The sequence below is a fragment of the Streptomyces sp. NPDC006691 genome, from assembly GCF_042869955.1.
GTDB lineage: Bacteria > Actinomycetota > Actinomycetes > Streptomycetales > Streptomycetaceae > Streptomyces.
In genome coordinates this window covers 208,506-233,557 of record NZ_JBIAGW010000004.1, presented here as the reverse complement: position 1 = coordinate 233,557, position 25,052 = coordinate 208,506, and the positions used below count along the sequence as shown (strand labels likewise).

Annotated in this window: 26 protein-coding genes and 1 pseudogene; 10 read left to right on the top strand and 17 right to left on the bottom strand. The window is 70.6% G+C overall.

Going from position 1 to position 25,052, the window contains the following annotated elements:
• Nucleotides 1-289 precede the first annotated feature (289 nt).
• The 4 genes from ACFYNP_RS11135 to ACFYNP_RS11120 all read left to right on the top strand — a co-directional run bounded on the left by ACFYNP_RS11135 (nucleotide 290) and on the right by ACFYNP_RS11120 (nucleotide 4,521).
• The gene (locus ACFYNP_RS11135; RefSeq protein ID WP_388784699.1) at nucleotides 290-676 is read left to right on the top strand and encodes a WhiB family transcriptional regulator; all 387 of its coding nucleotides are present in this window, start codon (nucleotides 290-292) and stop codon (nucleotides 674-676) included.
• A gap of 254 nt (nucleotides 677-930) precedes the next feature.
• Nucleotides 931-2,556 carry a purple acid phosphatase family protein gene (locus tag ACFYNP_RS11130; protein ID WP_388784695.1) on the top strand — a complete coding sequence of 542 codons (1,626 nt, stop codon included), beginning with the start codon at nucleotides 931-933 and terminating at the stop codon, nucleotides 2,554-2,556.
• 163 nt (nucleotides 2,557-2,719) lie between these two features.
• A complete protein-coding gene (locus ACFYNP_RS11125) occupies nucleotides 2,720-3,265 on the top strand; it encodes a MarR family winged helix-turn-helix transcriptional regulator (RefSeq protein WP_388784692.1) in 546 nt (181 codons plus the stop codon).
• A complete protein-coding gene (locus ACFYNP_RS11120; protein WP_388784689.1) occupies nucleotides 3,256-4,521 on the top strand; it encodes an MFS transporter in 1,266 nt (421 codons plus the stop codon). Before ACFYNP_RS11125 ends, ACFYNP_RS11120 begins: the two co-directional genes overlap by 10 nt.
• A gap of 131 nt (nucleotides 4,522-4,652) precedes the next feature.
• Here the strand turns inward: ACFYNP_RS11120 and ACFYNP_RS11115 are convergent, their stop codons facing one another.
• From ACFYNP_RS11115 to ACFYNP_RS11045, 15 genes are all read right to left on the bottom strand, one after another.
• Nucleotides 4,653-5,051: a peptidase inhibitor family I36 protein gene (locus ACFYNP_RS11115; RefSeq protein WP_388410480.1), complete on the bottom strand. Its 399-nt coding sequence runs from the start codon at nucleotides 5,049-5,051 to the stop codon at nucleotides 4,653-4,655.
• Between the two features lie 286 nt (nucleotides 5,052-5,337).
• On the bottom strand, nucleotides 5,338-5,607 hold the full coding sequence (locus tag ACFYNP_RS11110; RefSeq protein ID WP_388410483.1) for a hypothetical protein: 270 nt from the start codon (nucleotides 5,605-5,607) through the stop codon (nucleotides 5,338-5,340).
• Between the two features lie 186 nt (nucleotides 5,608-5,793).
• Nucleotides 5,794-7,398: a SpoIIE family protein phosphatase gene (locus ACFYNP_RS11105; RefSeq protein WP_388784687.1), complete on the bottom strand. Its 1,605-nt coding sequence runs from the start codon at nucleotides 7,396-7,398 to the stop codon at nucleotides 5,794-5,796.
• Complete coding sequence (locus ACFYNP_RS11100; protein WP_388410884.1) at nucleotides 7,395-8,783, bottom strand: sensor histidine kinase; 1,389 nt, start codon at nucleotides 8,781-8,783, stop codon at nucleotides 7,395-7,397. Before ACFYNP_RS11100 ends, ACFYNP_RS11105 begins: the two co-directional genes overlap by 4 nt.
• 78 nt (nucleotides 8,784-8,861) lie before the next feature.
• On the bottom strand, nucleotides 8,862-9,923 hold the full coding sequence (locus tag ACFYNP_RS11095; RefSeq protein ID WP_388784684.1) for an ATP-binding SpoIIE family protein phosphatase: 1,062 nt from the start codon (nucleotides 9,921-9,923) through the stop codon (nucleotides 8,862-8,864).
• Entirely contained in the window at nucleotides 9,911-10,333 is a 423-nt protein-coding gene (locus tag ACFYNP_RS11090) for an anti-sigma regulatory factor (RefSeq protein WP_388410491.1), read from the bottom strand. Before ACFYNP_RS11090 ends, ACFYNP_RS11095 begins: the two co-directional genes overlap by 13 nt.
• Nucleotides 10,330-10,701: an STAS domain-containing protein gene (locus ACFYNP_RS11085; protein WP_100576132.1), complete on the bottom strand. Its 372-nt coding sequence runs from the start codon at nucleotides 10,699-10,701 to the stop codon at nucleotides 10,330-10,332. The genes ACFYNP_RS11090 and ACFYNP_RS11085 overlap by 4 nt, the downstream gene beginning before the upstream one ends.
• Nucleotides 10,698-11,549, bottom strand: coding sequence for an STAS domain-containing protein (locus ACFYNP_RS11080; protein ID WP_388784681.1), 852 nt, complete (start codon nucleotides 11,547-11,549; stop codon nucleotides 10,698-10,700). The genes ACFYNP_RS11085 and ACFYNP_RS11080 overlap by 4 nt, the downstream gene beginning before the upstream one ends.
• 167 nt (nucleotides 11,550-11,716) lie before the next feature.
• The gene (locus tag ACFYNP_RS11075; protein ID WP_388410887.1) at nucleotides 11,717-12,190 is read right to left on the bottom strand and encodes an ATP-binding protein; all 474 of its coding nucleotides are present in this window, start codon (nucleotides 12,188-12,190) and stop codon (nucleotides 11,717-11,719) included.
• 127 nt (nucleotides 12,191-12,317) lie between these two features.
• Nucleotides 12,318-13,706 carry an adenylosuccinate lyase family protein gene (locus tag ACFYNP_RS11070; protein ID WP_388784679.1) on the bottom strand — a complete coding sequence of 463 codons (1,389 nt, stop codon included), beginning with the start codon at nucleotides 13,704-13,706 and terminating at the stop codon, nucleotides 12,318-12,320.
• Nucleotides 13,707-14,093: 387 nt separating this feature from the next.
• Nucleotides 14,094-15,584, bottom strand: a complete 1,491-nt coding sequence (locus tag ACFYNP_RS11065; RefSeq protein ID WP_388784676.1) for a UDP-N-acetylmuramoyl-L-alanyl-D-glutamate--2,6-diaminopimelate ligase — start codon at nucleotides 15,582-15,584, stop codon at nucleotides 14,094-14,096.
• A 567-nt stretch (nucleotides 15,585-16,151) separates the two neighbouring features.
• Entirely contained in the window at nucleotides 16,152-17,360 is a 1,209-nt protein-coding gene (locus tag ACFYNP_RS11060) for a DSD1 family PLP-dependent enzyme (protein WP_388784673.1), read from the bottom strand.
• A gap of 127 nt (nucleotides 17,361-17,487) precedes the next feature.
• Nucleotides 17,488-18,120 carry a transcriptional regulator gene (locus tag ACFYNP_RS11055; protein ID WP_388785267.1) on the bottom strand — a complete coding sequence of 211 codons (633 nt, stop codon included), beginning with the start codon at nucleotides 18,118-18,120 and terminating at the stop codon, nucleotides 17,488-17,490.
• Between the two features lie 213 nt (nucleotides 18,121-18,333).
• A complete protein-coding gene (locus ACFYNP_RS11050; RefSeq protein WP_388784670.1) occupies nucleotides 18,334-18,528 on the bottom strand; it encodes a hypothetical protein in 195 nt (64 codons plus the stop codon).
• A 226-nt stretch (nucleotides 18,529-18,754) separates the two neighbouring features.
• A complete protein-coding gene (locus ACFYNP_RS11045) occupies nucleotides 18,755-18,928 on the bottom strand; it encodes a CsbD family protein (protein ID WP_167151788.1) in 174 nt (57 codons plus the stop codon).
• 249 nt (nucleotides 18,929-19,177) lie between these two features.
• Between ACFYNP_RS11045 and ACFYNP_RS11040 the strand changes: the two genes are divergently transcribed.
• From ACFYNP_RS11040 to ACFYNP_RS11030, 3 genes are all read left to right on the top strand, one after another.
• Complete coding sequence (locus tag ACFYNP_RS11040; protein ID WP_100575597.1) at nucleotides 19,178-19,339, top strand: hydrophobic protein; 162 nt, start codon at nucleotides 19,178-19,180, stop codon at nucleotides 19,337-19,339.
• A 243-nt stretch (nucleotides 19,340-19,582) separates the two neighbouring features.
• On the top strand, nucleotides 19,583-19,930 hold the full coding sequence (locus ACFYNP_RS11035) for an STAS domain-containing protein (RefSeq protein WP_388410507.1): 348 nt from the start codon (nucleotides 19,583-19,585) through the stop codon (nucleotides 19,928-19,930).
• A gap of 127 nt (nucleotides 19,931-20,057) precedes the next feature.
• A complete protein-coding gene (locus ACFYNP_RS11030; protein ID WP_388410510.1) occupies nucleotides 20,058-20,507 on the top strand; it encodes an ATP-binding protein in 450 nt (149 codons plus the stop codon).
• Nucleotides 20,508-20,623: 116 nt separating this feature from the next.
• On the opposite strand, the gene ACFYNP_RS11025 is transcribed toward ACFYNP_RS11030, so the two are convergent.
• Nucleotides 20,624-21,493 carry an RNA polymerase sigma factor SigF gene (locus ACFYNP_RS11025; protein WP_388784667.1) on the bottom strand — a complete coding sequence of 290 codons (870 nt, stop codon included), beginning with the start codon at nucleotides 21,491-21,493 and terminating at the stop codon, nucleotides 20,624-20,626.
• Between the two features lie 270 nt (nucleotides 21,494-21,763).
• Nucleotides 21,764-22,981, bottom strand: a complete 1,218-nt coding sequence (locus ACFYNP_RS11020; protein WP_388410513.1) for a low temperature requirement protein A — start codon at nucleotides 22,979-22,981, stop codon at nucleotides 21,764-21,766.
• Between the two features lie 312 nt (nucleotides 22,982-23,293).
• On the opposite strand from ACFYNP_RS11020, the gene ACFYNP_RS11015 reads away from it, so the two are divergent.
• From ACFYNP_RS11015 to ACFYNP_RS11005, 3 genes and pseudogenes are all read left to right on the top strand, one after another.
• Nucleotides 23,294-24,520: an alpha/beta hydrolase family protein gene (locus ACFYNP_RS11015; protein WP_388784664.1), complete on the top strand. Its 1,227-nt coding sequence runs from the start codon at nucleotides 23,294-23,296 to the stop codon at nucleotides 24,518-24,520.
• Between the two features lie 27 nt (nucleotides 24,521-24,547).
• A complete protein-coding gene (locus ACFYNP_RS11010) occupies nucleotides 24,548-24,766 on the top strand; it encodes a hypothetical protein (RefSeq protein ID WP_388784662.1) in 219 nt (72 codons plus the stop codon).
• Nucleotides 24,767-24,877: 111 nt separating this feature from the next.
• Nucleotides 24,878-25,045 (top strand): annotated as a pseudogene (locus tag ACFYNP_RS11005) (MerR family DNA-binding transcriptional regulator); the annotation flags it as partial.
• Between the last annotated feature and the right edge of the window lie 7 nt (nucleotides 25,046-25,052).

Below are 25,052 nucleotides of genomic sequence, written 5' to 3'. Positions count from 1 at the left end.
ACCCAACACACGGCACATGTGGGCTCCCCGCCCGATCAAGAGGCGGGGAGCCCACACCCATGTGGAGACCTCGAATCGCCGGGTCCTCGAACCGTCGAATCGTCGAATCGTCGAATCGGGGAAATATTCGGCCGCGCACTTGACCGTGCGAGATCACCGATCGGGGGTAGGTGTCCGGCCGAAACGGTGTATATGCCGACGACCGTCGCCGAACACTCCTCCGCACTGCGGGCCGGGAGCGCGGGGCGCTGTCGCTCGGGCGGCGGAGAAGTGGAAGGGCGTGGTGGTCGTGCTGGCTTGGAGTGAGCGGGCTGCGTGTGGGCAAGGTGACGCGGACGCGCTGTTCGCCGAGGGAACGCGGCAACATGACGCCACCGCCCTCTGCACGAAGTGCCCGGTCCGGACGGAGTGCCTGGCACACGCCCTGGACCAGCGGATCGAATTCGGGGTCTGGGGCGGCATGACGGAGCGGGAGCGGCGAGCCCTGCTGCGGCGGCGGCCCGAGGTCGCCTCCTGGCGCCGCCTGCTCGAAACCGCCCGCGCCGAACACGCCCACCCCGCACGGGGCCGCGCACCTCTTCCCCGGCGCGAAGCCGGACCGCAAGCCGGGCCGCAAGCCGGACCGGCCCACCAGGACATGGGCAGGACGGCGACCGCGGTGTACACCGCGAGCTGAGCGTCCCCGTACGACGGACAGCCCGGGTTCGCCGCTGAACCCGCCGCGCAGGTCGGCCTCGGGCGGCCTGGCGGACCTTGGCCGCCACCACCTGTCCGGGGCCGCCGGGAGGCCGGGGTCCCGGTCCGTCGTCAATTGCCCCGTCCTACAGACCCGTTCACCTGCTGTTCGCCGTACGGCCCACCTCCACTGGCCGCTACGTCGGCCCTCGCTGTCAGTCTCCGGACGTTTTCCGGGACTTCAGGAGGCCGCACGTGACACACCCCTCGCGCAGGACCGTGCTCAGGAGCACGGCGGCAGCCGGCGCCCTCGCCGCGGTGCCCGCCTCCGCACTCCTGTGGAGCCGGCCCGCCGTCGCCGGCACCGCGGGACCCGAGCAGGTTCATCTGCAATACGGCAACGAGCCTTCGCGCGAGATGACGGTCTCCTGGGCGAGCGCTGCCTCGGTGCGCCGGCCTCGGCTCCGCCTCGGCACCGCGCACGGCGGATTCGGCCACACCTGCCCGGCGGAGACGCGGACCTACGTCGACGGCCTGAACAAGGTCGAGACGTACACGCACCACACGAGGCTGCACGGCCTGCGCCCCGACACCTCGTACGTCTACGAGATCGTGCACGACGGTGCCACCCCGGTCCGCGGTTCGTTCCGTACCGCTCCCGGCCGTGAGCGCGCGGCGTTCCGGTTCACCAGCTTCGGCGACCTCGGCACCGGGTCGGCCTCCTGGAGCAAGTCCGCGCTCCACGGAGCGGCCGCGGTGCGCCAGGTCGAGCAGTTCAACCCCCTGTTCCACCTCCTCAACGGCGACCTGGCGTACGCCAACAACAACCAGGACCGGCAGCCGCAGTGCTGGGACGCGTTCATGAACAACATGTCGGTCTCGGCACGCAACCGGCCCTGGATGCCGGCGCCCGGCAACCACGAAGTCGAGGCGGGGGGTGGAGAGTTGGGCTACGCCTCGTATCACGCGAGGTTCGACCTGCCGGACAACCACACCCGGGACCACTGCGGCAACTGGTACAGCTTCCAGGTCGGTTCGGTGCTGTTCCTCTCGGTCGACGGCAACGACATCGCCATCGAGGACGACGCCAGTGTCGATCCTGCCACCGGCCGGTCCGTCTACATCAGCGGATACAGCGAGGGCGCCCAACTGCGCTGGCTGGAGCGGACGTTGGCGCGTGCTCGGGCGGGCCGGGAGGTGGACTGGATCGTCGTGTCGATGCACCAGTTCGCGATGTCGTCCTCGGCGGCGAGCCACGGCGGCGACATCGGCATCCGTGAACAGCTGCTTCCGTTGTTCGACCGGTACGCGGTCGACCTGGTCCTGTGCGGCCACGACCACGACTACGAGCGGACTCACCCGGTGCGCGGCACCGACCCCGGCAGCCTGCTGCGGCCCAGTGTCGTCGACGACGGACTCAAGGAGATCGACACCTCCAAGGGCACCGTGCACCTGATCCTCGGCGGCGGCGGAACGGCCTCGCACGACGACACGTACCTCGGCGACTCGGACGGCAGCGGTGTCCCGGACGCCTTCGTGCGCACCAAGCGGCTGCCGTTCAAGGCCGACCCGGACGCCAAGGAGAAGGCCACCTGGTCGGCAGTCCGCGACCCCGACACCGCCCACCCCTACGGCATGGCCGTCTTCGACGTCGACCCCGGCCGGCTCCCCGGCGGCCGTACCAGCATCACCGTCAGCTACTACCACTCCCAGGAGGCCACCACGGCCAACCCGTTCCCCACGCCCGTGCTCTTCGACCGCTTCACCGTCCACCGCAACCGGCGCGACGGGTGGAGCGCCCACGACCATGGGTCGGGCACGGGGGTCGCGGCCTTGAGCGGAGCCGGCAGCCGGAACGCGGTCGGCGTCAGATCCGCCTGAGCTCGGTGGACGGTGAAGCTGTGCCGCACCGCGTCGAGCGCCGGATCCCCGGGCGGCGGCCGGCGCGTGGGCACGGCGCCCTGAACGTACGGCCGCGCCAGCCACACAGACGGCCACGGACGAAACCAACAGTACTTATATAAGCACTGTTACGATGCCCGCCATGGCCCCCACCGACCCAGTCGACCAAGACCCACTCGACGAGCCGCTCGACACTCCCGACCCACCCGACCCGACGCGGCAGAGCCTCTGGCGGCCACTGCGGCTGCTACAGGCGTCCATGGACGCCGACATCGCCCGGATCTATTCGGAGCGGCTGACCGAGGGGCCCAAGTCCAGCTTCGTGATGGAGTTGCTCCGGCTTCACGCCGACGGGCCCATGACCATCGCGGAACTGGCCGAGTCGGTTCAGCGCACGCATTCGGCGCTGAGCCAGAAGGTCGCGGCGATGCGCACGGCGGGCTGGGTCGAGACCGTCGTGGGCGACGACGCCCGCACCAGGCGGGTGACGCTCACCGACAAGGCCCGCCGGGTGGTCGACCGGCTGGCAGCGGAGTGGCGGGCCACCGAGGCGGCCATCGCCGACCTGGAGGCCGAGATCCCGTACCCGCTCTCCCGGGTCGTCGGCGACATCGAGCAGGCCCTGGAGCGCAAGAGCTTCCACGACCGGATCGCCGAGAAGCTGGCCAGGGATCCCGCATGGGGCTGAGACGCACGCTCATCGACGTGACTCCCTTACGTACCTCACCGCCCTTCAGGCGGTTGTGGCTCGGCCAGGCGCTGTCCGGTTTCGGCAGCCAGATGACGCTCGTCGCCGTCATGTTCCAGATCTGGCAGATGACGAAGAGCCCCGCGTGGGCGGGCGCGGTCGGGCTGGCGCAGGCGGTCCCGCTCATCGCACTCGGCCTCTTCGCCGGATCCGTCGTCGACCGCGTGGACCGAAGGAAGTTCTACCTGCTCACCACCAGCGGGCAAGCGGTGTGTTCCCTTCTCCTGGCCTTGCAGGGCCTCCTGGGACATGTCCCGGCCATCGGCGTCCTGGGGCTCGTGGCGCTCCAGTCGTGCTTCGTCGCCGGTGGCGGACCGGCCTCGCGCACCTTCGTTCCGCACCTGCTCCCCCAGCAACAGCTCTCCGCGGGGCTGGCGTTGGGGCGCATCGCCTTCCAGGGAGCCATGCTGCTCGGTCCCGCTCTGGGTGGATTGATCGTGGGCGCCCAGGGAGTCGGCGCCTGCTACCTGATCGACGCCTTGACGTTCCTCGCCGCCTTCTACGGCGCGTTCGGGCTGCCGAAGATGCACCCCGGTGACGAGCCCTCGCGGCCCGGACTGCGCGGCGTGATGGACGGCCTCGCCTTCCTGGGCCGCACCCCCGTCATTCGTGGGGCCCTCCTCACCGACCTGGCCGCCACCGTGCTGTCGATGCCCATCAGCCTGTTCCCTTTGATCAACGCCGAACGGTTCGGCGGCAACCCCCGCACGCTCGGACTGTTCCTCACGGCCATCGCCGTGGGCGGGGTCACGGCGTCCCTCTTCTCCGGAACCTTCACCCGGTCACGCCGCCCCGGTCTGGTGATGCTCGGCGGTTCCGCCGCCTGGGGCACGGCTCTGGCGCTGTTCGGCGTGTCGTCCAACCGGTGGGGCGGTCTGGCCTTCCTCGCCGTGGCCGGGGCCGCCGACACCGTCTCCGTCGTCTCCCGGAGCACCGTCGTGCAGCTGCACACACCCCCCGAACTCCTCGGCCGGGTCAGTGCGGCGGAACAGGTCGTCGGTCAGGCCGGGCCCGACATCGGCAATGTCCGCGGCGGCCTCGTGGCGGGTGCCGCCTCGGGAACGGCGGCACTCGTGAGTGGCGGCCTCCTGTGTCTCGGCGCCGTGGCCGCAGTGGGAGCCGTGACAGCGGAACTGCGAGGCCCGACGACGCCATGCCGCGAAGGGCCGGCCTCCGGGCTTTCGGTACCACCCTGATCCCTCAACTCGCTTGCCTGAAAGCCCCATTGGGCTCGGGCGCCATCTCCTGCGCGGCGGCGTAACGGGCGGCCGGTGACGGGCCGGGGGGAGAGTTCCGGCCACCGGCCCGTCCTTCGGCGCGAGGCGGGTCAGCAGGAGCTGCGGATGCCCACCGCGTCGATCCTGCGGCCGAAGTTGGTGTCGTACGCCTTGGCGTAGTCACCGATGTTGACCGCACGGAATTCGCGCGGCTTGTAGTCGATGAAACACGCGCGGACGTTGGCGTAGAACGAGTACACGTGGTCATGGAGGTTCGGCGGCATGTCCCGGTAGCCGTTGGACGGCATCCACCTCCACGGCGTGCCCGAGAAGTTACGGTCGTGCCAGAAACACACCTCCCCCGCCCCGCACTGCTCGGCCGCACGCCGCAGAGCAGCGGCGCCGGGCGCCTGGGCGGAGGCCGCCGTACTGCTCTGGATCGCCTGGGACGGACTCGCCGCACCGGACAGCGCAAGGCAGACGCCCGCCACGACGGCGGCCAGACTCATGCGAACACGCATACAGAACGTTCCCTTCAATCGGCTCACTTCGACGACGCGGGCGCATCACGCCCGGCCCGGCAAGTCCACCACCTACACACCCCAACATGCTGGAAACCACCCCATAAACACCCCTTACAGGGGGGCGCCGGACCTTCCTGAGGGGCATGCGAGTCCCTTGCGCGCGCCCCCGAAGCGCGGCCACGCCTCAGCGCCGGAGACGGTCCGCGGGATGCGCCCCGGGAGGCGGTGGCCGCCCCGTGAGCGAGGCCGGGCGCTCGTGCGGGTACGGCCGCTACCCCGCCTTTTCGGCCGCCTTCCGGACTCGCGCTTCCATCTCCTGCCAGGCCGCCCCCTGGTCCCTCGCGTACGCGGTGATCGCCGCGTGCACGTCCCGGGCGAGATCCCGCCATGCCCGCCACGCCGTCTCGTAGGTCTGGGACTGCTGTCCGGACCAGGGCCGGGTGCCCGGGGGCCCGTACTGTTCCCGCAGCTGCTCCGTCTGGGCGTGCGCCGCATCGGCCGTACGCTGCATCGCGACAAGCTCTTCGAAAGTGTGTGCCACGGCCGCCGATCATAGGGCGGCCGGGGGGCGCCCCGGCGGCGACGCGCACGGCTGCGCGACGACTCGCGTGCTCGGATCGGCCGGACGCGCCCGTACGGACCGGGCAGGTGGGAGTGCCGTACGGACCGCGCAGGTGGGGCGTGCCGGACGGACCGGGCGGGTGGGCGTGGCTCGGAGCCGAGGGCCTCAGGTGAACAGTGCTGTGATCAGGGCGATGTCGTCGTCCTTGTTCTGGCCGAAGCGCGCGAGCAGCACATCGCACATCTCCTCCAGGCCCTCGGGCCCGTTCGCCACCGCGTCGCGGAACTCGGCGAGGGTGACATCGAGGTCGGTGTTGCGTACCTCCACCAGGCCGTCGGTCACCATCAGCAGGCGCGTCCCGGGCGTGACCGGCACCTCGGTGGGTGACGGATGGGTGAGGCCGAGGCCGAGGAGCGGGCCGTGCGGGGTGTGGTAGCGCGGGCCCGTGCGGGGGTCGATCACCAGCGGGGGAATGTGGCCCGCGTTGGCGATGTGCAGGCGACGCTCGTCGGGGGTGACCAGGACCAGGCAGAGGGTCACGGTGATCCCGGGCTGGGAATGGCCGAGCAGTATCTCCAGACGCTCCAGGATGTGGTGCGGGGAGTGGCCCTCGATGGCGTAGGCGCGCAGGGCATGGCGTACCTCGCCCATGACGGTCGCTGCGGTCACCGAGTGCCCGACCACGTCGCCGATGGCGAGCAGCAGACCGTTGACGGTCTGGACCGCTTCGTAGAAGTCGCCCCCGATTTCGGCGTGTTCGGAGGCGGGGAGGTAGCGGAAGGCGAGGTCGATGCCCGGAACGGTCGGCAGTTCCTTGGGCAGGAACGAGCGCTGGAGGGCAAGGCCCAGGGCGTGTTCCTCGTTGTAGGTGCGCAGGGCTTCGAGGGCCAGGGCGCTGGCGTTGGCCAGTTGCTGGAAGAGCTGCTCGTCGTCGGCGCTGCGCAGGGCTTCGGCGGGTACGGCGAGACAGATGGGCGGCCGTCCGCGTTTGGTGCGGGACATCGCGAGGGCGACGTCGCCGTCGAGGTGGTCGCCCGGCAGCAGGGCACGCCACTGTCCTTGCGGAATCCGCACGATGGTGACGCCGGTGCCCTGGTTCAGTCCGTGGGCCGACAGCTGGTCGAGCAGGTCCGGGTGGGCGGGCCGGACACGCAGTGGGCTCCGGGGGCCGGCGATCATGCTGTGGACGGCCTGCGTCTGGGGCGACAGGAAGACCGCACTCGCGGCGCACGACAGGACGGTGGCCGCGCCGCCGGTGGCCGCCGAGGCCAGCGAGTGGAAGCCGACGGCGCTGTAGACGTCCAGCGTGGCCCTGTTGAGCGCGATGAGGCGTTGCGCGAGCAGCTCGGCACGCTGGCGGGCGCGGGCGTAGCGCAGGGTCGCGGTCACGGTGGCGAGGAGCTCACCGGGGTCGATGGGCTGGTCGAGATAGGCGTCGGCCCCCCGGCGCAGACCCTCGGCGTGATCGTCGGGGCTGATGGCGGCCGCGGATATCTGGATCACCGGCACATGGGCCGTCAGGGGATCGGTCTTGACGCGCTCGCTGACCTCGAAGCCGCTCATGTCGGGGAGCCGGACGTCGACGATCGCGATGTCGGGGAGCTCGGCGGACGCGGCGTCGAGCAGGGCGAGCCCCTGCTCACCCGTGGCGGCCGTGAGCACGGTGTGGCCGGCGCGCTGCAACCAGCGGCTGAGGATGTAGCGGTTGGTCTCGTTGTCGTCGACGACCAGAACGGTGGCGGGTCGAAGGTCCGGGGCCCTGTCGGTCATTGGCCTGCCCCTTTGGCTTCCGGGTGCGGGGGGTTCGTGCGGCTGAGGTCCGGCAGTCGCAGGCGCACTTCGGTGCCGACGCCGACCGTGCTGGTGAGCCTGAGGGAGCCGCCGAGCAGTTCGGCGAGGGTGCGGGCGTAGGGCAGGCCGAGCCCGGTGCCGGGACGGCCGCTCTGGTGCGGTCCCCTGACTTGGTAGAACGCCTCGAAGACCCGGTCGAGTTCATCGGCCGGAATGCCTACTCCCGTGTCCGTGATCGTGAACAGCAGTGAGGGTACGGACGGTTCGGGGTCCTCGGTGATGTCGAGGCGCACTTCGCCGCGCTCGGTGAACTTCAGGGCGTTGGTCAGGAGGTTGCGCAGGATCCGGACCAGGAGCGTCTCGTCCGTCACCAGGGCCGGCAGCCGTTCGAGGTCGGGCAGGACGAGCGCGACCTCGTCGTGGCCGTGACTGCTCAGGATCAGGCTGCTGAGATGAGCGACGAGCAGCCGCAGGTCCACGGGTTCCGGGTGGATCTCCAGATGTCCCGCCTCGGCCTTCGCGACGTCCAGCAGGTCGCTGACGAGCGACAGCAGGGTGTGGCCGCTGGACGCGATGAGTTCGACCTGCTCGTGCTGCTCGTCGGTGAGCGGCGGTGAACTGGGGGCCAGCAACAGCGTCGAGAGGGCCACGACCGAGTTGACCGGGGTGCGCAGCTCGTGGCTGATGTTCGTCCAGAACCGCGTCTTGGCCTCGCTGGCCTCCTGCAACTGGTGGCGCTTGTCCTCCAGTTCCGAGTGCAGCGCCAGTACCCCGCTGTTGGTGTCTTCGAGCTCCTGGGTCAGCTCGGAGTACAGGGCGAGGACTCCTCGGTTGGTCTCCTCCAGCTCTTCGTTGAGCCGGTGCAGTTCCTCGCGCTGGGCCCGGGTCTCCTCCAGGGTGGCGATCAGGTCGCGGGTCTGGGCACGCAGGTCGTCGGCCTCGGTGGGGCGGGCGCCGGTCCGCAGCACCCGGGTCAGGCGGCTGCGCTGCTCGCCGCCGCTCGCGCCGTCCGCGGGGAGCGGCTGCGTGATGACGATGCGGCGGGGCGCGGCCTCGGCGTCGTGGTCGACGCGTACGAGCTTTCCGGCCAGGGCCAGTGTGTCCTGGCCGGGCGGCGGCCCGGTGATCCAGGTGAACGTGACGACGAGGAAGCCCTGTTGGGCCGACTGGTCCAGAGCGAAGGAGACTCCGAGGTCGGTGCAGGCGAGGCGGTCCCGTCCGAGTTCGCTCAGCGCGGTGGCGAGCCGGACCTGATCCTGGCCGTCCAACCCCAGTGCCGCCGCGGCCTGTTGAGCGCTGCGGCGCAGGCCGAAGACGTCCTGGGCCGAGGCCAGGGCGAAGGACGCCAGCGGCGCCGCGGGCATACCGCCGCCGTGGAGCACTCCGGTGCGACGGCCCTGTTCAAACGCGTCGGCTGCCATGTCCGCCCTGCTTTTCGCCGGTCACCAGGCCCCCTTGACGACTACCACGCCGGCATCGTCGCGCCGTACCGCCGCTTCGCGCAGCAGTTGGCCCGCCATGACGAGCGGGGAGTGGTGCAGAAGACCGGGAATCGCCGTGGGGTCCCAGCGCTCGGTCAGACCGTCGGAGTGCATGACCAGGGCGCCGCGTGCGGGCAGCGGCTCCTCGAAGGTACGCAGGCGGCGCATGTGCGCGCCGACGATTCCGGGAGCCGAGATCAGGGCCCTGCGCCCGTCCTCCCCGACGAGGAAGCCGCTGACATTGCCGATGCCGCAGTACAGCAGCCGGCCCGCGTCCGGTTCGATCCGGGCCACGGCGACGGCACCGCCGCGAGTGCCCTGGAGAGCCCGGTGCACGGCACCGAGGACGCCTTCCGGGCTGGATTCCGAAGTGGTCTCGAACGCCCTGACCGCGGCCGCGCTCGCCCGTGCGGCGAGCGGCCCGTGGCCCAGGCCGTCACAGAGCATGACCAGCAGCACGGGCCGTTGCCCGGCGCCGTCGTCGATGCCGCGCACCGCCCAGGCGTCCCCGCATACGCTCTCCCCGCTGATGGGCCGGGTGACGCCCGCGCTGTGGGAGGAGCCGGGCGAGGCGATGATCGCCCTGCCGTCCAGTGAGCGCGGCCAGAACTGTGCGGCCATGACCGTGCCGCGCCCCGGCACGGAGTGCAGGTCGAAGTGGTCGGCGAGCCGGGAGACCGCGCCCAGGCCGATGCCCAGGGTGCCCGCGCTGGACGCCCCGTCGGCGAGGGCGGCGGGCACGTCCTTCATGCCGGGACCCGAGTCGACGGTGAGGAACTCGACCCCGGCCTCGCCGGCCTCGCGCACGACCCGCAGCAGCAGCGCGCCGTCCACGGCGTGCCGGTGCACGTTGGTGGCCGCCTCGGTGACGGCGAGCGCGACTTCCGCGGCGCGGTGGGTGTTCAGCCCGATACGCCGGGCCAGCGCGGCGGCCGCGCCGCGTGCGGCGGCCGCGAGGGATTCGCCGTCCCGGAACCAGGCCACGTCCTCGGCCGCCAGGAACGTCGTCGTCATCGCACCCACTTGATGATGGTCACGACCGTGCCCTCGCCGGGCGCGGTGTTCAGGTCGAAGTCGTCGACGAGCCGGCGGGCGCCGGACAGCCCGAGTCCGAGGCCGCCGCCCGATGTCCAGCCGTCCGTCATGGCCTGCTCGATATCGGGGATGCCGGGACCGGAGTCCTCGAATATGGCGGCGACGCCACGCTTGCCGCCCTTGCTGACGGTGCCGGCCTTGACCGTGCCCCCGCCGCCGTAGGTGAGGGTGTTGCGCGCGAGCTCGCTCGCCGCGGTGATCATCTTCGTCTGGTCGACGAGGGACAGACGGCACTCCTGGGACAGCGTCCGGATGGCCTGGCGGATGTGTACGAGATCGCCACTGCGCTCGATCGGGTAGACCCGCGGCTCCTCCCCCGCCGCCCAAGGCGCTGTCACTGCAAGCCCGAACTGGCGGTCCGGTTCAGCTTGGCCAGCCCCTTCTCCAGGTCGAGGGCCGTGCTGACCCCACCGAGTGAGAGGCCGAGTTCGACCAGGGTGATGGCCACGGCCGGGCGCATGCCCACGACCACGGTCCGGGCGTCGAGCACCCGCGAGATGGAGGCCATCGTGGCCAGCATCCGGCCCACGAAGGAGTCGACGATCTCCAGCGCGCCGATGTCGATGATGACGCCCGTGGCCGACCGCGCGACGATCTGGTCGGCCAGGTCCTCCTGGAGGTTCAGAACCGTCTGGTCCTCCAGGTCGAACTGCACGGACACGATCAACGTGTCCCCGATCCGGAGGATCGGGATGCGCTCACTCATCGTTGGCCGCCCTGGTGGGCGATCATGTCCACTCCGGACCGGCGCAGGGCCAGCTTCAGGGCGTCCGCCAGGCTGGCCTTCGTCACGATGCCGTCGAACTCGATGCCCAGGGCGACGATGGTCTGCGCGATCTGCGGGCTGATGCCGGACACCGTGCACTCGGCGCCCATCAGACGGGCGGCGACGATGGTCTTGAGCAGGTGCTGGGCGACCTGGGTGTCCACGGCGGGCACGCCCGTGATGTCGATGATCGCCTGCTCGGAGCCGGTGTCCACCAGGGCCTGGAGGAGCTTCTCCATGACCACCTGGGTACGCGCCGAGTCCAGCGTGCCGACCAGCGGCACGGCGATGACGCCGTCCCACAGCCGGACCACCGGGGTGGACAGTTCCAGGAGCTGCTCCGCCTGCGCGGAGATCAGCTCGTCACGCGTCTGCGTGTAGGTCTCGATGGTGAACAGGCCCAGGCCGTCCAGAACGCGTCCGAGCTGAAGGTAAGCACGCACGACTTCGGCGCTGCCGTTCTCCAGGAGCGGTTCGAGCACGCGCTTGAGCGCGAAGACGCTGATGGCCGTCTCGCTCGGAGAAAAACCCTGACGCGCTCTATTGCGGGAGAGTTCCGTCAGCAGTGCGCGAACTTCCGACATCTGCTCGGAGTGAACGTCGGTCGCACCCTGTCGCAATGCCTCCACGAGCGCCTCGTACAGCTCCCGCAGCTCACGGTCGAGCTCGGCCTTGCCCACGCGACTGCCCAGCGTCCCCGACACCTCGCGAATCCACGACGAGGCCAGGTCCCCGTTCTCCACCGACAGGATTCCCACCAGGTCCACAGCGCTGTCTCGCTTCACCATTCAGGCGCTCCTTCGGTATTCATATATTCGCGTCAGAGCTGACCCTTGCAGCGTACGGCACACATGACGCGCGGAGTCACGGTCCTCCTGACCGCTCCCCCGCAGGAGTTGCACATCCCGTTCGCGCCCGGCGGAGCCGGTACGGGCGCCTGCTTTCCGGCCAGGTCTCAGATGAGGCGATCGGCGCCGGCCGGGTGGCCTCCGGGGTCGTCGGACAGGGCGATCCGGGTCGTGACGCGCTTGCCCACCGGCTCGCGGCTGACCTCGAAACTGCGGCACACGCCCATCACGATCTCCAGACCGTGCTGGCCGACCCGGCCCGGGTCCGCCGGGCGGGCCATCGGAAGCGTGGACTCGCTGTCCCAGACGCTGACCTCGACGGTCCCGTCGCTCACCTGGAGGTCGAGCAGACAGGGACCCGGCGCGTACTTGTAGGCGTTCGTGACCAGCTCGCTCACCACCAGCTGGACGGTGCCCATGACACGGGAGGACACCGGGATCCCATGGACCGCCTGCACCTCGGCCAGGAAACGACGTGCCACATCACGGGCCTCCGCGATGGGCTCATCACCACCGAATGTAGCCGCCGACCATATCGGCCGGTCGGCCGTCACGCGCCGGACCGCGTCGTTGCCCACCATCTGATCCACACCGCCATCCCCGTTCCACACATACCCAGGTTTGGCCAGCTACCCCGATATGTGCCCCCCACACACTCCCGACCCCACCTTCTGTCGGGAGCCCCCTCTCGCCCGGGACCATCGCGGGTCAGGCGTCGACCGCCCGGTCGACGAGCGCGCCCGCCATGCCGGTGTACGCCGTCGGGTCACAGAGGGCGACGAGCTCCTTCTCCGCGATCAGGCCGGTCAGCTCGGGGGTCTCGGCGAGGACGTCGGCCAGCGGCCTTCCGGTCCGCCCCGCCAGTGCTGAGGCGTCGCCGAGGAGTCGCTTGGCGACCACCTTGCCGAGCTTGGGGGCGAGTACGGCCACGATGCGCTCCGAGACGATCTGACTGCCCGTCAGGCCGAGGTTGGTCAGCATCCGCTCCGGCCGCACCTCAAGCCCTTCGGTCAGCTCGACCGCCGTGTGCGCGGCGCCGCCGGTGAGCCTGAGGCACTCGCGGAGCAGCTGCCACTCCGCGTGCCAGGCCCCGCCCGAGCGCTCGTCCTCCGACAGCATGCACTGCGTCAACGCCGAAGCCAGCGCGGGCACTTGGAGCGCGGCCGAGCGGATCAGGGTGGCGAGCACCGGGTTGCGCTTGTGCGGCATCGCCGAGGAGCCGCCACGCCCGGCCACGAACGGCTCGGCCACTTCGGCGACCTCGGTCCTGGTCAGCGACTGCACGTCGACCGCGATCTTGCCCAGTGCTCCCGCCGTGAACGCCAGCGCGGCTGCCAGATCGGCCATCGGGGTGCGCAGGGTGTGCCAGGGCAGTACGGGCCGGGCCAGGCCCGTCTCCGCCGCGAAGGCTTCGACAAGCCGGTCCAGGTGCTCTCCGGGGTCGAGGGACTCCTCACCGTCGAGCCGGGCGTACTCAAGGTATCCGGCGAGGGTGCCGGCCGCGCCGCCCAGCGAGACGGGCAGACCGCCGTCGAGGACGTGGCCGACCCTGCGCTCCGCGTCGAGGACCAGCTGGCGCCAGCCCGCGGCCTTCAGGCCGAAGGTGGTGGGCACGGCCTGGAGCGCGAGGGTGCGCCCGGCCATCACGGTGTCGCGGTACCGGACGGCGGACTCGGCGAGCGCGGCGGCCGTCCGGACCAGGTCGCCCCGGATGACGCGCAGCGCCCGCTGGGCCACCAGCATCGCCCCGGTGTCGAAGATGTCCTGGCTGGTGGAGCCGCGGTGCACGTACTCGGCCGCGGCCGGATCGTCCGCCGCGACCGCCCGGGTGAGCGCCGCGACCAGGCCGACCACGGGGTTGGCCGTCTCCCGCGAGCCCAGGGCGATCTCCCGGACGTCGAAGCACTCGGCCCTGGCGGCACGGGTGATCGCCTCGGCGGCCGGCCCCGGAAGCGTGCCGATGCGGGCCTGGGCCCGGGCGAGGGCCGCCTCCGCGTCGAGCATCGCCTGGAGCCAGGCACCGTCCTCCACGGCCGCCTCCACCGGAGTTCCGGCCCGCACCGGAGAGAGCAGCCCGGAGTCGATGTGCGTGGTCATACGATCACCTCTGTCAGACGGGTCGTCGCCGACCGCTCGGGAGCCGGCGAGTGCCATCGAGTTCACCCCGGGTCGAGCGACCGGCAGCGGTCACCCGGCGCACCGCCTCGGTGGGGACACCGTAGCGAACAGGCCCAACAGTCCTACGCGATCCCCGTCCCCGCCAAGCCCTTGGCCGCGAAGGTGATCAGCATCATGTCGCGGTGCCGGCGGCCCGGTAAACGGCACCAGGCATGCGCACCGCCGAAGCGGCTCCCGGCGTCGGCCGTACCGGACTTCGCGGACCGAAGGCCCGTCGCCGGCCACCGCCCGGCTGCCACGGCGCCGGGGCGTTCACTCCCGATCGCTCTCGCCGGCCCCGGTGGCACGCACGACGCGGGCCGTCAACTACGCCTGAGCGGAGGCCAGTTCGCGTACGGTCGCCATGTCACTGAACGGCAGCAGCTGTTCGCCGACGATCTGGTACGGCTCGCTCCCCTTGCCCGCGATCAGGACGATGTCGTCCGGCCCGGCGACGGACAGGGCGAGAGCGATGGCCCGGCCCCGGTCGGCGCACCGCTCGAAGCGGGTGTCGCTCGCCACCAGGCCCGGCGTGATCTGGTCCAGGATCGCCTCGGGGTCCTCGTTCCGGGGGTTGTCCGAGGTGAGGACGACCCGGTCGGAGTGGGTGCCGGCGATCCGGCCCATCTGCGCGCGCTTGGTGGTGTCCCGGTCGCCGCCGCAGCCGAAGACGGTGATGACCTGGTGGGTGGCGAACTCCCGGACGGCGGTGAGCACCTTGTCCAGGGAGTCGGGCGAGTGCGCGTAGTCCACGATCACCGACGTGCCGCGCGGAGTCTGGAAGCGCTCGAAGCGTCCCGGCACCGGAGGCATCCGCTCCAGCGCGGCCACCAGACCCGCCAGGTCGTGTCCCAGGAGATGGCAAGCCGCCACGGTGGCAAGGGCGTTGGACACCGAGAAGCGCCCCGGTACGGGGATCGCCGCGGGGTACTTGCGCCCGCCGTGGTGCAACGTGAAGCGCGTGCCGAAGGCGTCCATGTTCAGCTCGGTCGCCCGGAAGTCCGCGTCCGCGTCGAGGGCGTACGTGGTGACCTCCCCGGGCATCAACGCTCCGATCCCGGCACCCACCGGGTCGTCGGCGTTGACCACCGCGCGGCGGCACAGCCCCTGGAACAGGCGCAGTTTCGCATCCCGGTAGTTCTCCATCGTGCCGTGGTCGTCCAGGTGGTCCTGGGTGAGGTTGGTGAAGATGCCGACGTCGATGAAGGCATGGTCCACACGGTGGTGCAGCAGGCCCATCGACGTGGCCTCCAGGACCACGGTGCCCACCTCGCGGTCGCGCATCTGGCCCAGCAGGTACTGGAAGTCCGGTGCCTCCGGAGTGGTCAGCACCGAACGCGGCATGGGGATCAGCGCGTCGCCGATCCGGTTGCCGGCCGTCCCGATCACCCCCACCCGCGCGCCTTCCGCGAGCCGGAGCACGGACTCGACCATGTACGAGACCGAGGTCTTCCCGTTGGTGCCCGTGACGGCCACCATGTCCATGTCCCGCCCCGGCTCGCCGTAGTAGCGGGAGGTGACGAACGCGGCGGCGGTCCGGGCGTCGGGCACCCGTACGACACACACCGCGGCTTCCGTCGCCCACACCGAGGCCGGCAGGTCCGGGGTCGCGCTGTCGACGAGCACGGCGACGGCCCCGCGCGCGAGGGCCGGACCTACGGCTTCGGGGCCGCCCTCGCGGTGTCCCGGCACCGCGATGAACAGGGCCCCCGGCGAGACGCGGTGCGCGTCGAAGCACGTACCGGCCGTGATGTGCGTCCCCGGATCCCCCAGGAGGACCTCGTGGTCGTGCCCGGCCAGCAATTCGGTCAACTTCATGGAGGTCCTCTCGATGGTGCGGTCCAGCCGGACGTCCGGCCGTCACCGACAACGGTGACGGCACGCGCCGAGGGCCGCGGGAACGGTGCGGAAGCGTGCGGGAGGTGCGCGACGGACGGCTCGGTGGTGTGAGCGACCGGGGAAAGCACGCGAACAACCGGAGAAGGGAACGCGTACGGGAGCGGGGGCCCGGAGGGGCCGACAGCGCTCTGCGTACGGAAAGGAGGACCGGAACCGGGTCCGTGGGGAAACGGCTGCCTCAAGCTAGCCAAAGCCGTGCAGCGCGCGACAGCGGATGCGCGGCGCGGTGGGGCACAGCGCGCGCGGGGCGCCACTCAGGCACTCCCTCACCACGCATGTGCAACCCATGGGTGGAGTGTACGTCCCAGGGGGCCGCCCGGATCCCACCCCCGAGGCCGGCCGGCGCACCCGGCCCATGTGGTGCCCGCGTGCGGTGGTGCGCGTCGCGTGCGGCACGGGCCACCGGCATCGGGCCGGGAACGCATCGGGCCGGAAGCGTGGAAACACCCGTGCGCACCCGGTCGGGGACGCTCGGGCGGTCGCGGCTCACCAGCCGGTCACGCGCGTCCAGAAGTCCTGGATCTCCGGCACGGTTTCCGTGCTCCGGGTGCTGTCAACGACGTGGTAGCCACGGTGCTGGGCGGCGGTGGCGCAGGCGTGATTGGGCAGGATCCGCAGCCGGGTGCCGATGGGCAGCTCGGGCAGGCAGGCGCCGTCGCGGGCGGTGAGGGTGCCGTGCTCCTGGCTGGCGGCCGTCATGACCACGTCCGGGATGAGGTTGCCGTCGAGGTCGGCGACCAGGCCGTAGCCCTGGTCCTGCGCCTGGGCGGAGGTGCCGCGATCGCGGGACATGGCCATCCAGCCGCCGTCCGTGACCAGCCATCCGTATTCGGGGCGGTGGCCGATGACGGTGACGACGACCGACAGGGCGAGGTCGTCGACACGGCAGACACCGAGGCCGGCCATCACCAGGTCGAAGAAGACGTAGTTGCCGGCGCGCAGTTCGGTGACGCCGGTGAGATCCTCGGCCGCGTGCGCGGTCGGAGTGGACCCCACGCTGACGGTGGCCACGGGCAGACCGGCCGCCCGCAGCCGCTCTGCCGCGCCGACGGCGCTGTCGCGTTCGCTCTTCGCCGCCAGACGCCGCTCCTCGGCGGTGAAGGCGAAATACGACTCCCCCGCGTGGGTCAACACCCCGTCCAGACAGCCCATTTCGTGCAGGACGCGCCCGATCTCGATGAGCTCGGGCGCGTCGGGCTTGAGGCCACCACGATGGCCGTCACAGTCGATCTCGATCTGCGTGGGGACGCGAAGGCCGGCCTCGTGCGAGGCACGGGCCACGGACTCCGCCTGCTCCGCACTGTCCAGCAGGATGCGCAACGTGACTCCGCGGCCCAACAGCGCGAGGACGCGCGGGAGTTTGCGGGGATCGATGCCCACGGCGTACGTGATGTCGGTGTAACCGCCGTCGGCGAACGCCTCCGCCTCGGCGAGCGTGGAGACGGTGACGGGGCCGGGGGCGCCGTGGTGCAGGAAGGCAGCCACGCCGAGGGACTTGGCCGTCTTCACATGAGGGCGGAGGCCGACTCCCAAGCCGTCGGCCCGAGTCGCGAGCCGGTCGATGTTGCGGCGCATCTTGTGCACATCGACGACGGCGAAGGGGGTATCGGGATCGGCCAGGGTCCTGGCGGCTTGGGAGCCGGCGGAGTCGGGGCCGGCAGCTTCGGAACGGGCCGTGTGGGCGGGGGTGTTCACAGGGAGATGTCCGTCTTCTTCAGGAGGGCGGGGCCCGAGTACAGGTCCTGGCAGCCGGTTGCGGAGCTGCCGAAGACCGTGATGTCACTGTCGTCCGTACGTCCTGGGGCGGTCACGAAGTGCCCCTTCACTTGGCGTAGTTGTAGACGGTCGCCCGGGATACGCCGAGCAGGTCCGCGATGGCCTGCGCGGCATCCCGCGAGTCGAAATAGCCGTCCTGGTGCAGCTGCCGCACCAGCGCCTTCTTGTCCTCGCGCCCCAGCGAACGGGGCGTCGCACCGCGCTCGGCGGCCAGTTCCTCCACCGCCCGGCGCAACGCCCGGGCGTTGCGGTCCCGCAGGGTCTCCACGGGCTGCTCGCGGTACTGGGTGTCCGTGGCCACGAGGTTCGTCAGCGCGAGCGTGACGGGTGACAGCACGGAGACGTCGAGATTGAGGCAGAGCGCCGCGATGTACCGACCGGCGGCGTTCTTGATCCCGATGGACGTGCTCTTGGCCGGGCGGCCGTCGGGGAAGCGGTTGGGGTAGTTCTGGATCACGCTGGGGTATGCGGGGTCCTCGATACGAGCGAGGCCCAGTTCGGTGGCGGAGTCGCCGACCTCGCGGCCCGAGAGGTTGTTCTCGATCACCCGGATCGCGTGCTGCGGATCGCGCAGGTCGTGCAGCACCACCTCGCACAGGCCCGGGAACATGCGGCCCAGCGCTACGGCGATCCCCTCCGCCTCACGAATGAGGTGCTCGTCCTCGTCCTTGGACGGCATCGGGACGGCGCTCTCGCGCCCGCCCGACTCCGGCCCACCGTTCACCGTGCGTGCCACCAGACCCCCACCCTCGAACCTGCCATCTGGACTTCTTCCACAACTCTAGACGACAAGTCCAGCGCGCGCAGCCCGGGAGGGGACGGGGCTCGTCAGGTCGCGGAGGAACTCGGCCCCGGGGCGGTGCCGACCGACGGACCGATCACCGCGTGGTCCCTAGTCGCCCTCGCCGGACGTTCCCTTCCAGCCCCGGCGGCGGTTCTTCCGCGAGTGACGTACGAGCTGACCCGCGGCGAGCGTCGCCGCCGACACTCCGCGAACCCACCGGGGCCCGCCGCGCTCCGCCCACACCACACAGACGCACCCGCCGACGACGAGCACCAGCAGGACGACCAATACCAGCCCGACCATGTTCTCCACCTCATCCGAACTCGTCCGAAGTCTTCGCTCGTCCGAAGTCTTTCACCGGGGTACAAGCCAACTGCATTCGTCCCACAGCCCTGTTGACGTCTCGTCACAACTTGACACGGCCAGGTGGCAATCCGCGGAATTCCCGGAACATGCATGTGGCCGGGCCCGCGTCGATCGACGCGGGCCCGGCCACATGCATGTTTTTCGGAGCGGTATCCGTCGGTCGTCAGTCCTTCAGGACGTCCTTGACCTTTTCCTTGGCGCCCCGGGCGTCGCCCTTCACCTGCTCGCCCCGGCCTTCGGCCTCAAGGCGCTCGTTGCCGACCGCGCTTCCGGCCTTCTCCTTGACCTTGCCCTTGGCCTGCTCGACCTTGGACTTCGCCTTCTCGTCGCCTGCCACAACAATCAACTCCCTTGAACCACGGTGGGGGGTTTCCGCTCAAGGAGCCGGATGTCCCCGATCCAGCGCCGCAAACGGGGCGGCTCCCCTTCCCTTCGCGACCGGGCCCGCCGCCCCTGCGATCCACTCCGCCCGCCACTTCGCTGAAGAGGGAAAAGGCGATTCCCGGCCAGGAATTTCTCGAAACAGGCGCTGGGCCCGTGTGGGCTCGTCGCACGGGGGAATTCGCCGGCTCGGAGGTTGATAATCATGGTTCCCCTGCTTCTCGTTCTTCTGCTGGCTCTGATCCTCTTCGGCGCGGGCTTCGCCCTGAAGGCCCTGTGGTGGATCGCGATCATCGTGCTCGTCGTCTGGCTGGTCGGCTTCGTCGCCCGCCCCAAGGGAGGAAGCGGCCGCTGGTACCGCTGGTAAGCACCAGCCACCCGGCACACCAACCCAACACACGGCACATGTGGGCTCCCCGCCCGATCGAGAGGCGGGGAGCCCACACTCATGTCGAGTCGTGGACACGACGCGGAGCGATCACATGCGGTCACCCGCAGTCACCTCGCCCCTCAGGAGGAATAGGCCGTCCATTCCCGGGCACTCCGAGGCAGAAACTGGCTGGCGAGAGGGGTTTGGTCCGATGTCTGGCCCTGATGTGAGGATGGCACCATGCATGCGGCCTTCGAGGAGAAAGTGCACGTCGCGCAGCATGGGCAGGTCTGCCTGATCACCGTGCGCGGCGAGATGGACTACGACGACGCGGAGGCGTTCCAAGCCGCCTGGGACGCGGCCGACCTCGCGGCCCTGCCCACGACGGCGGTGGATCTGACCCAGGTCACCTTCGGCGACAGCATGCTTCTGGGAGCGCTGCTCAACGCCAGGCGCCGGCACGAGGCCGACGGCCGCGACCTCATTCTGGTCGGCCCGCTCCAGCCGGCCGTCACCCGGCTGCTCGCCGTCACCGGCATGCACGACTACTTCACCATCGCCGACACCGGCCCCGCTCCGATCAGCTAGCACCCGGGCCTCATGGATGGGACGACAGTGGGTAAGCGAACCTGCGCGAAGGACAACCATTAGTGACGACAGCCAGTAATGAAGTCCCGTAATGGAAGACCGAGGACCGACCCGTAAGAGGAGCTCTATGGTCACCCCGCTGAGGAATCGCGCATCGGGCACAGAGGACTTCACGGCGTCTCTGCGTTACAGCGCGGCCTGGAACACGACAGAGCTGTCGATCTCCGACACCCGGGCGGCCGTACGCGCCCTGCTGGTCCGGGCGGGGCACGAGCCCGATGGACGGTCGGCCCAGGACGCCCAGCTCGTGGTGAGCGAGCTGGTGACGAACGCGCTGCGCCACGCGCCGGGCCCGGGACATCTCGCTCTGGAGGTTCTGCCGGACGCCGCTCTGCTGCGCATCACCGTGCGGGACGGCTGTCTCGACCCGCCCGAACCGCGGACCCCCAACCCCCGGCGCATCGGCGGGCACGGCCTCATCCTGGTCACCCGCCTGTGCGAGCAGCTGCGTACCGTCCCCCTGGACGACGGCAAGCAGATCGTCGCCCACCTCCGTCTCGGCGCGGCTTCCGCCTAGCCCTCCGCCTCATCGAATCCGACTCCGCCTCATCAAATCCGGCGACCTCTCGGAGTCGTCAACCTGCCTGCGCCGCCTACCCGTTCCGATATCGGGCGGCCACCGGTGCCGGTTCGTCAGTGTGGCGCGAGCATGCCGGCGCGCAGCCGGGTGAGAGTACGCGAGAGCAGTCGGGACACCTGCATCTGCGAGATGCCGAGACGCTCACCGATCTGGCCCTGGGTGAGCTCTTCGACGAACCGCATGTGGATGATCTCCCGGTCCCGCTCGTCGAGTTCGGCGAGCAGCGGAGCCAACGAGTGGACGTCCTCGACCAGTTCCAGCGCCTGGTCCTCGGCTCCGATGAAGTCCCGCAGGACTGCTTCACCGGATGCACTGCCGCCGATGGTCGCGTCCAGCGAGGCGGCGTTGTAGCCGTTGGAGGCGATGCGCGCCTCGCGCACCTCTTCCTCGGGAAGGCTCATCAGGTCCGACAGTTCCTTCACCGTCGGAGTGCGGCCGAGCCTGCTGTGCAGTTCCTCCGTGGCACGCGCGAGCTGCACGCGGGCTTCCTGCAACCGCCGCGGTACGTGCACGGCCCAGGTGGTGTCGCGGAAGAACCGCTTGATCTCGCCCGTGATGTAGGGAACGGCGATCGAGGTGAACTCGGCCTCGCGGGACAGGTCGAAGCGGTCGATCGCCTTGATCAGGCCGATCATGCCGACCTGGACGATGTCGTCCATCTCCAGGTCACCGCGGCTGCGGAAGCGGGCGGCCGCGAAGCGGACCAGGGACATGTTCATCTCGATCAGCGTGTTCCGCGCGTACTGGTACTCGGGCGTCCCCTCCTCCAGGAGCGCGAGCCGGTCGAAGAACAGCCGGGACATCTCCCGGGCATCCTTCGGGGCCAGGCGGGAGGCATCGGCCACAAGCGGCAGCTCTGCGGGCTCGCGCACCCGCATGCTCGTCCCGGATCCTGCCGTCGCCGTCGCGCCGCTGAGCGCCATGACACCCCTTCCGCCCTACGAAGCCGGCTGCCGTCGCCGACCCTGCGCCGCCGTCGACGCGGCCCGATTACCCCCGTATTTTGCATCCATGCCCAAGTCCCATGGAAGGACGGCCGGGCCTGCGTGATCGGGTTGGGTGCGTTCGAACAGCGGGATCGTCACGCCATTTCCCATGCGTGACCCGCAGGCCTGAGCGGAGAGCGGCGGTCGGCGCCTCCCTGGCCACCAGAGCAGGCCGGTCAACAGTCAACGGGTCCCGCAGGTGCGGTTTCATGGTTCCCGGGACATGATGCGGGCGGTGGCGGACAGCCAGGCGATGGATGTCATGATCAGCCAGGTCTGGTGTCTGGCAGGCAGGTCGTGTGCGGTCAGTGCGACTGTGGCGCACAGCGCGGCGGAGGGGAGGGCTCCTGCCAGGAGCCAGATCCGCTTGCGGGAAGCGTGCCGAGTGCCCATGCCTGCCGCGATCACGACATAGGCACCAGCACCCGCTGCCATGAGCAGACTCTGGTCCGGTCGTGTGCTGCCGGGGCCGACGACGGCTCCTCCGAGTCCGGCGCCCAGCGCGGCGACGGCCGCCGCCGTGCAGCAGTGCAGGGCCAGTATGGCGCCGAAGGTGGGGGCGGTGCGGAGCATAGGGATGCCACCCAGGCCGCGTCGCAGGCAGAGCGACCACATGAGGACGAGGGTGAGGAAGGCCGCGGAGGCGCTGAGGCGGCGGCCGGGCGTCCCTGGGCCCTCGGAGAGAGCGTCGACCAGTTGGTAGATGCCCTCGCCCAGGACGATGAGGATGAAGAGCCCCAGCCTCTCGGCGAGGTGCGGGGCGTCGATCCGGGCGACCGCCGGCTCGTTGTCCGCGTCCGGCGGACCCGCGCCGTCGTCCCCGCTCCCGTCGGCGCCGCCGGGAAGCGGCCGCCTGTCTTCGCTGCGGTCGGACGATCGCCCGGCAGTGTGGCGCGCGGCGATCGCTACGCCGAGTGCGAGGTCGATCGCCAGTCCGGCGGCCCACAGCCAGAGGCGGGCCGGCTCCTCGGCCCACATTGAGGCGATCCAGGGTGCGACGCCCGCGGTGGAGCGCGCGGCCGGCCAGCCTTGCACCCTTTGGTGGCGGTGTTGCCAGACGCGGCCGGCCAAGAGCCGGGCCAGCACGTAGGCGAGGGCGAAGGAACGGCTCCGGTCCCCTTCCTGCACGCCGTGCACGGCTGCCGCCATGGCCGTCAGAGCCGCCATGCCCAGCAGCAGCGTGCGGGTCCGGGTGCGTTCCGCCGCCACGTTGCCGTACAGGGTGTAGGAGATCCACACCGTCCAGAAGGCTGCGAAGAGCAGGAGATACAAGGCGATGTCGTGAGCATCGGGGTCGCCGTACAGCAGGTGGGCCAGCTGTGCGACACCGGCGACCGCTACCAGGTCGAAGAACAGCTCCAGCCAGGAGGCGTGCCGGGCTCCTGCCGGGAGCGGGGCGGGCGGTGCAGTGGTCGGTTGGTGCACGTTCCGACCGTAGTGCCCCCTTGGGCGCCGATCGCCGAAGCGCGGCCCCGTCCCGCGCGACAGCTCCCGTACCTCGGCCGGAGCCCCCACGGCCTCGTGGTCCGACCGGACTTTTCCGAGACACGACGGCGGGCGTCCCCGGCGCCCCTGCCGGTGCCGACGTCTTCGGAGCGGCTCGAAGCGCGCTCGGTCGCCGCCCGCACTACTCTGAATGGGGGATATTCGTCCTCTTCTCCAGGACGGGCGGGCGGCCGACCGCGTGTGTTCGGGGCACGACGGTGTCGAGTGCGCGGCCCGGGATACGGGTCGGCCATGGCACTGACGAGGCGTCTCACTGCCCGGGGCGGTTTCTTCGAGGACGCCGACTTCGATTACGAGACGCGCATCATGCTGGGGGCGACGGCTTGCGGAACCGGGGACGTCGGACCGGTGCTGGCGACGATCGACCGTATCGCCGACGGTGACGCGCACAGCTGGTTCGTGGCCTGGAGCGATCTGGCGGCCGACTTCGCCGCCCGCGGCGACGCCGCGCTCGCCGCGGGGCACGCAGACACCGCCCGATGGGCACTGGTGGCCGCTTCCCAGTACTACGGCAAGGCCGTGGTCTTCATCGACGGCATGGCCGACCAGTCCGCGTTCCTGCCCACCTTCCGCACGCACCGTGCCTGCTGGGACCGTGCCGTCGACGCCTCCGACGGCCACCACGTCCGGGTTTCCATCCCCTACGAGGGGCGTGAACTGCCCGGCTATCTGCTGCGCCCCGACGCCTCGGGAGCCGCACGTCCCACCTTGGTGGTGACCAACGGCAGCGACGGCACCCTGCCCAGCCTGCTGAGCTACGGGGCCGGGGAGGCGCTGGCGCGCGGCTATAACGCCTTCCTCTTCGACGGCCCCGGTCAGCAGTCGATGCTCTTCGAGCACGAGATACGGTTCCGACCCGACTGGGAAGCAGTCCTCACCCCCGTCATCGACACGCTCGTGGGCCGGGCGGACGTCGACGGTGAGGCGCTGGTCGGATACGGCATCAGCCAGGGCGGTTACTGGCTCACCCGTGCGCTCGCGTTCGAGCACCGGCTGCGGGCCGCGGTGGCCGACCCGGGCGTGGTCGACGTCGGCGCGTCGTGGACGGCGGCCCTGCCCGAGCCCCTGCTGAAGCTGCTGGACGCCGGCCGCCGGGAGGAGTTCGACGCGGCGGTGCGCGCGCACGCCGATCCGGCCCGGGCTCGGACCCTGGCCTTCCGCAGCAAGCCCTACGTGTCGGACAACCTCTTCGACCTGCTCAACGAAGTTCGTGCCTACCAGGTCCGTGATGTCGTCGGCCGGATCACCACCCCCCTGCTCGTCCTGGACCCGGCGGACGAGCAGTTCTTCCCCGGTCAGCCGCGAGAGCTGTTCGACCTGCTGCCCGGCGAGAAGCAGATCATGGAGTTCACCGACGATTCGGGAACCAACTGGCACTGCCAGCCCACGGGACGGCGGTTGACCCACACGGCCATGCTCGACTACCTCGCCGACCACCTTCCGGCCGCCACCGCCTGATTCCCGGCGCTTTCCGAGGCGGATCCCATGAAGGCGTCCGCGCTCGTCCTCGCCTTCCTCCCCCTGACCGTCTTCTCGTTCCTGGCCCGCAGCCTGCCGTCCCAGCACTTCGGCTACGCCGCCCTGGCCGGCACCGTCGCGGCCCTGGTCGCGCTCGCCATCGTCGGCATGCTCCACTGCTCCCGCACATACCCCGACCACGTCACGCAGGGCGACCAGAACACGGGCGCCGCGGTACGCCACTGACACCTGCGGCCGGCGCCGAAACAGGTCACGAACCCAGTCCCACGGTCCGTACGGTCGGGCACATCGTGGTGACCGCCCCACACCGTGTCGGGCGCTGAACTCGGAGACATCATGTTCACCATCGGAGACTTCGCCCGGCACGGCCGCGTATCGGTCCGGATGCTGCGTCACTACGACGCGACCGGTCTGCTGCGCCCCGCCCATGTCGACCCGGCCACCGGCTACCGCTGCTACACGGGCCGGCAGCTGGCCCGCCTCAACCGCGTCATCGCGCTCAAGGGGTCAA